The sequence below is a fragment of the Streptomyces composti genome (assembly GCF_012034205.1).
In the GTDB taxonomy this organism is placed as follows: Bacteria; Actinomycetota; Actinomycetes; order Streptomycetales; family Streptomycetaceae; genus Streptomyces; species Streptomyces composti.
Window position 1 is genome coordinate 268,650 of the sequence record NZ_JAATEM010000003.1, and the last position, 6,245, is coordinate 274,894.

Consider the following 6,245-nt stretch of genomic DNA (forward strand, 5'->3'; position numbering starts at 1 on the left):
TGATTTCACCCAGAATTCCGAGAGGGCTCCCGCTGCCATGGCGAAGATCCTGAAGTTCGACGAGGACGCCCGTCGCGCCCTCGAGCGCGGCGTCAACAAGCTTGCCGACACGGTGAAGGTGACGATCGGCCCCAAGGGCCGCAACGTCGTCATCGACAAGAAGTTCGGCGCCCCCACCATCACCAACGACGGTGTCACGATCGCCCGCGAGGTGGAGATCGAGGACCCGTACGAGAACCTCGGCGCGCAGCTGGTGAAGGAGGTGGCGACCAAGACCAACGACATCGCGGGTGACGGTACGACCACCGCCACCGTGCTCGCCCAGGCCCTGATCCGTGAGGGGCTGAAGAACGTCGCCGCCGGCGCTTCCCCGGCAGCGCTGAAGAAGGGCATCGACGCGGCCGTGGCGGCCGTGTCCAAGGACCTGCTGGCCTCCGCCCGCCCGATCGACGAGAAGTCCGACATCGCCGCCGTGGCCGCGCTGTCCGCCCAGGACCAGCAGGTCGGCGAGCTGATCGCCGAGGCGATGGACAAGGTCGGCAAGGACGGTGTGATCACCGTCGAGGAGTCCAACACCTTCGGTCTGGAGCTGGACTTCACCGAGGGCATGGCCTTCGACAAGGGCTACCTGTCGCCGTACTTCGTGACGGACCAGGAGCGCATGGAGGCCGTCCTGGAGGACCCGTACATCCTCATCCACCAGGGCAAGATCTCGGCCATCGCCGACCTGCTGCCGCTGCTGGAGAAGGTCATCCAGGCCAACTCCTCCAAGCCGCTGCTGATCATCGCCGAGGACGTCGAGGGCGAGGCCCTGTCCACCCTGGTCGTCAACAAGATCCGCGGCACCTTCAACGCCGTCGCCGTCAAGGCGCCCGGCTTCGGTGACCGCCGCAAGGCGATGCTGCAGGACATGGCGGTCCTCACCGGCGCCACCGTGGTCTCCGAGGAGGTCGGCCTCAAGCTCGACCAGGTCGGCCTGGACGTGCTCGGCTCCGCCCGCCGCGTCACCGTCACCAAGGACGACACCACGATCGTCGACGGCGCCGGCAAGAAGGAGGACGTCGAGGGCCGCGTCGCCCAGATCAAGGCGGAGATCGAGACCACCGACTCCGACTGGGACCGCGAGAAGCTGCAGGAGCGTCTCGCCAAGCTGGCCGGTGGCGTGTGCGTCATCCGCGTGGGTGCCGCCACCGAGGTCGAGCTGAAGGAGCGCAAGCACCGTCTGGAGGACGCCATCTCCGCGACCCGCGCCGCGGTCGAGGAGGGCATCGTCTCCGGTGGTGGCTCCTCCCTGGTCCACTCCGCCAAGGTCCTGGAGGGCAACCTCGGCAAGTCCGGTGACGAGGCCACCGGTGTCGCGGTCGTCCGCAGCGCCGTCGTCGAGCCGCTGCGCTGGATCGCCGAGAACGCCGGCCTCGAGGGCTACGTGATCGTCTCCAAGGTGGCCGAGCTGGAGAAGGGCAGCGGCTACAACGCCGCCACCGGCGAGTACGGCGACCTGATCAAGGCCGGTGTCATCGACCCGGTCAAGGTCACCCGCTCCGCCCTGGAGAACGCCGCCTCCATCGCCTCCCTGCTTCTGACGACCGAGACCCTGGTCGTCGAGAAGAAGGAAGAGGAGGAGCCGGCCGCCGCGGGCCACGGCCACGGCCACGCCCACTGAGCCACACGCTCGCTCGAAGGCCCGGCACCCCGGAGGGTGCCGGGCCTTCGCCGTGCCGGACGCGCGGTCCGCCGACCGCGGGAATCGCCGGGCCACGATCATGGAACCGCCGAAGAACGCACCGGCGACCTAATGATGGGCGGCCCGCGCCCGGCTCGTTCGAGGCCGGAGGCGGTCCGCACGGCAGAAGAAACCGGCCGGACCGGAGGGGGAGAGACCATGCACCACACGCTCTACTCGGAACGCTCGCGGAATCCGTTCGCCCGGACCGTGCAGCTCACCGAGGACGGACTGCGCAAGGGCGGCCGTACCACGCCCCTCCACGAACTCAACCTCGCCGCCATGGCCGACGCCTACCTGCGCGGCAGCTGGCTCGGCGCCTGCGGCACCGAACGCCCCCTGGACCACCTGCCGCAGGGCGCCGGCGTCGTCCCCGTCACCCGCGTCACCGGCACCACCACACCGTGGAAGGTGCGCCAGGCCGCCGACTTCGCCCGCGCCCTCGGCGAACTCGCCGTCCGCCGCTGCGGCGGCCCCGAGCAGGTGAGCGCCCTGGCCGGCCGGGCCCGCGTGGAGGGCGTCCCGCTGTGGATGGCACGCCGCTACGCCCCGGGCCCCGCCGGACCGGTCGCCGTCGTGGTCGACCGGCGCCTGGTGCACGTGGACGTCTGGGGCCCGCAGGCCCCCGCCGTCCGTCTCAGGGCACCCCACGGCTTCCTCGGCGACCGGTCCGCACCGGGCGCCGGCCTGGTGATGACCGTGGGCGACACCACCGCCCGGCTCGACCTGCAGAAGAAGCTCCGCAAGTCCAAGAGCCGGGTCGAGATCCGGCTGCCCGACCGGCAGTACACGCTGCGCCGCGAGAACGCCACCAGCTCCTGGCTGGAACGCGACGGCCACCGCGTCGCCCTGCTCACCCGCCCACCGCGCCGACCCACCCCCACCACCCCCGACGACGTCCTGCTCCCTCTCGCCACCGTCGATCTGTCCGGCCCCGACCCCCTGGACGCCGTCATGGCCCACGCCGTCGCCGTCTCCTTCGGCCTCGGCGACACCACGGGCCTCGCCCGGTTCCGCCGCACCCCGCGCCCCGCCGCCGAACCCCTCGAAACCCCCTGGGACCGGCCCTGGTACACCAACCTCGGCTTCGGCTCCGAGGACAACGAACCCGGCGGCAGCGACGGCTGGGGCTCCGACGGCGGCGACGCCGGCGACGGCGGCAGCGACGGCGGCGGCGACAGCGGAGGAGGCGACGGGGGCGGCGGAGGCGGCGGCGACTGACCGCCGGGTCCCGGATCCCCGTCCCGTGAGGGCGTGGTACTGGGGCGGCAAGCGCGGCCGGATGAGTTCGCGACCGCCACATGAGCCCCTCAAAGCTGACCACAACTCGCCTGTATATACCTGAGTTGATCGCCTAGCATTCGTTCACTGTTGCGAATCTGTGCTGCATTCAGTGTGTCGGGGGCTTGGCGTGACACTGATGATGGCGGTGGCAGCCGTCTGGGGCGTGCTGCAGCTCCTCCTCCTGTCATTGCCCACACGTTCGGTGCGTCTGCCGACCGTGCTGCTCGCGCTTCTGGTCGGGGTGTACGGGTGTGGCGTGGCGACCGCGCTGGTGGAGTACGGCTACACCCGTCTCCAGGCCGGCCGGTCGGGGCAGTCGCTGGTCGAGGTGGTGAACACCACCAGCTACACCGTGGCGCCCTGGGCGGAAGAACTCATCAAGCTCAGTCCCTTGCTGCTGGCGGGATGGAGTCCGGTCATCCGCCGGCAGTGGGGACTCACGGACTTCGTGGTGCTGGGCTCGGCGCTGGGCAGCGGATTCGGAACGCGCCGACGGTGACAGCGTGGCAGCCCTGCTGCGGTATGCGGCCTGGCGTCTGCCCTGGTCGCTGCTGATCGTCCTTCGTTACGTCGGGCTGCGGCGGTCACTGCTGTACGCCGCAGCCGTCGCGCCGCACGACCGTGCCACCAGTGAACTCGGTTCCGTCCTCACGGGAATCACCGCGCGCATGGACGCGTCCGACAACCAGGCGGCCTGGCGTTCGGTCAACATCCGTGCCTGGCTGAGGGGAAGGCGCAGGTCTCGCACAACCCGAGCACGGTGGCTCCGGCTGCTTCCGTGGCTCTTGATGCTGCCGTCGCTGCTCTTCCTGGGCGTCGGTTCGTTCCCCTCCACCGCCGGTCTCCAGGAGTACTTCACGACGGGGCAGGGGCCGGCGATCCTCATGGGGTTCGCCGTCGCCGCCCTCGCCTGGATCGCCTGCCAGCTGATCATCCTGTTACGGGCCTGGCGGCAGGCTTCGTCCCAGCCCGTGGCGGAGTCGCTGGCCGCACATCGCTTCCGCTGCGGCATCGCGGCAGGGGCGGCCACGACGGGAACTTTCCTGCTGTGGCGAGGACTCGGGCCGGCCGGCCCGGACGGCAGGAGTATCAAGACCCTGCATCTGCTCGAGGCGCTGGACACCTTCTTCGTCTACCTCGGCTTCGCTCTTCTCCTGCTCTCCCTGCTGGCCCTGTTCCCGCCCACCGGTTTCGCCCTGGCCGGAGGCGGTGCGGTCGGCGCGGTCACAGCCCCAGCCGCCCTGAACGCGGGTGCCCTCGGGATCGCGGGGGTCGCGCTGCTCGCAGTCGGCGCGGGCGGGGCGGGGGCGGGCGGGACGGGGGGATCCGGCGGTGGCCCTCGCAGCGGCCTTCCACCGTGGCTACGAGAGCAGTGGAACAGGGGCCGGCAATTCAACAGGGATAACTGGCACCGGTACCCTGCCAACGAGGTCTACCTGGAGAATGGAAAGTGGCTCGACTCGTATTTACCCGGACGAGAAATTGTTTCGCGCAAGTTCACGCAGATAGCCAAGATCGAACGTTCCACGTTCAAGAACTATCTGAATGAGATGAGCCAGAAGTATAGCCCAGGGACGATTGTTCCAGACACTCCGAAGGCGCGCGCGAATTACCCTGAGTTAATCGGGGAACCCTTGACGGGGAGATTTGTGTTGGAAGTCCCTGTCCAGTCCCGGCCTGTGCCAGAATGGGCCCTCAGGGAAGCGGCGGACCGTGGCGTAATGATCAGAGATGTGCAGGGTTTTGTCTACCGGCTACCGAAAGGCACGGGTTGAAATCGCTCATGAAGTGGACCTACTGCGAGCAGTGGAACCGTCTGACGGAAGCCCCCATGAGGCCGCTCACGCCGGAACAGGCAAGAGCCCGACACGAATCCGGTGAACTCTACACCGCCGTACCCGCCTCCGAGGGCGACTCGGCGCCGGAACTCCGTGTGGAACTGCGGCTGGAGACCGGCTACGCCTCGGTCGTCTTCATGGATGAGTACGCTCGCGACGAGCTCAACTACCAGTTCACTCTGATCGACGGTTCGCTCTTTCTGAAAACGGCGAGGTTGTACCGTTACGGGGCATCGCAGGAGCGCGGCGGATACGCAGACGTGGAAAGCATGGAGACCTACCGCATGACGACCGATGGCGTCATTCAGCGTACGGTCGAGGGGGGCGGGGTGGGGGCCACCGAGAGCCGGTACGGCATTGACGTTTCCAAGAACTGGGAACCTGTCCCGGAGTTCGGGGAGTACGCCTCGCTGATCCGGCGCGATCGCTGAGGGCGGCGGAACGGCACCCCGTGCGGGAGCGGGACTCGATGAGCTGAGCCCCGTTCGCCCGCGACGGCCGGCTCCTCCCGGCTTCTCTACAACTCCGTTGGTTCCAGGGCTCCCAGCCGGGCCATCAGGCCCAGGCGGTCGTACTGCCACCAGCCCTCGGCGATCTTGCCGTGGCTGTCGAAGCGGAAGATGGTCGTGCCGGTCATGGAGACCTTCTTGCCGGTGGGCGGGATGCCGAGGAACTCGCCCTTGTGCGTGCCCTCCCAGGACCAGCGCGTGCAGACGCGGTCGCCCTCGGCGATCTGGTCCTCGAGGCGCATCGTGAGGTCGAAGGCGTTGCGCCAGACGTCCATCTCCCGCCGGAAGTGGTCCAGACCGACGATGTCCTGCTCATTGGCGGGATCATGGTCGTGGTAGTGCTCCGCGACCAGGCCCGCCATCGGCGACAGATCGTCCTCGCTCTGCAGCACCTCGAAGAACCGCCGCGCCGCGTCCGCGTTCAGCCGAGCGTCCCGCACCACGTCGAGGTCGGTGAAGGTCGGCGTCTCCTCGCAGAGCGCCACCATCTCCTGGAAGATCCGGTCCGTCTCCGGCAGCCCGGAATTGCGCATCGCCTCCTCGTACGACGGGAACTCCACGATCTCCACGACATGCGTCGCGTCCGAGTGGTCCTTGCCGACCATCGCGTGCGTCGCCGTCCGCTTGCCCCTGGTCTGCTCGACCCACTCGTCCAGGAGCCGGTCCATCTCCTCCAGCAGGTTCGTCCTGCAGTCGATGAGCTGTACGAAGGTCATGGTGCCCACCTCTCCGGCCCCCCTGGGATCCGGATGTGTCAGCACCATCCTCCCACCGGGCCGCCACACCCACAGCTCGCGTGAGCCCTGCGGCGGACGGGCCACCGCTGCGCCTGGCCGGAGCCTGTGGCGGCGATCGCTGCCCACTGCACCGACCTCCCGGTCAGAGAGCAGT

6 protein-coding genes are annotated in these 6,245 nt (G+C 68.9%); 5 read left to right on the plus strand and 1 reads right to left on the minus strand.

Features of this window, described 5'->3' with window-relative positions; genetic code table 11:
• Positions 1-37 precede the first annotated feature (37 nt).
• The 5 genes from groL (at position 38) to HCJ93_RS04400 (ending at position 5,276) form a co-directional block, all read left to right on the plus strand.
• The gene (gene groL / locus HCJ93_RS04385; RefSeq protein ID WP_167991191.1) at positions 38-1,663 is read left to right on the plus strand and encodes a chaperonin GroEL; all 1,626 of its coding nucleotides are present in this window, start codon (positions 38-40) and stop codon (positions 1,661-1,663) included.
• Between the two features lie 219 nt (positions 1,664-1,882).
• A complete protein-coding gene (locus tag HCJ93_RS04390) occupies positions 1,883-2,944 on the plus strand; it encodes a hypothetical protein (protein WP_167991193.1) in 1,062 nt (353 codons plus the stop codon).
• Between the two features lie 190 nt (positions 2,945-3,134).
• Positions 3,135-3,506 (plus strand): PrsW family glutamic-type intramembrane protease, encoded by a 372-nt coding sequence (locus tag HCJ93_RS29270; RefSeq protein ID WP_373563549.1) that lies wholly within the window; start codon positions 3,135-3,137, stop codon positions 3,504-3,506.
• 4 nt (positions 3,507-3,510) lie between these two features.
• Entirely contained in the window at positions 3,511-4,782 is a 1,272-nt protein-coding gene (locus HCJ93_RS04395; RefSeq protein WP_240967430.1) for a hypothetical protein, read from the plus strand.
• A gap of 8 nt (positions 4,783-4,790) precedes the next feature.
• Positions 4,791-5,276 carry a hypothetical protein gene (locus HCJ93_RS04400; RefSeq protein WP_167991195.1) on the plus strand — a complete coding sequence of 162 codons (486 nt, stop codon included), beginning with the start codon at positions 4,791-4,793 and terminating at the stop codon, positions 5,274-5,276.
• 86 nt (positions 5,277-5,362) lie between these two features.
• Here the strand turns inward: HCJ93_RS04400 and HCJ93_RS04405 are convergent, their stop codons facing one another.
• On the minus strand, positions 5,363-6,070 hold the full coding sequence (locus tag HCJ93_RS04405) for an ester cyclase (protein WP_167991196.1): 708 nt from the start codon (positions 6,068-6,070) through the stop codon (positions 5,363-5,365).
• Between the last annotated feature and the right edge of the window lie 175 nt (positions 6,071-6,245).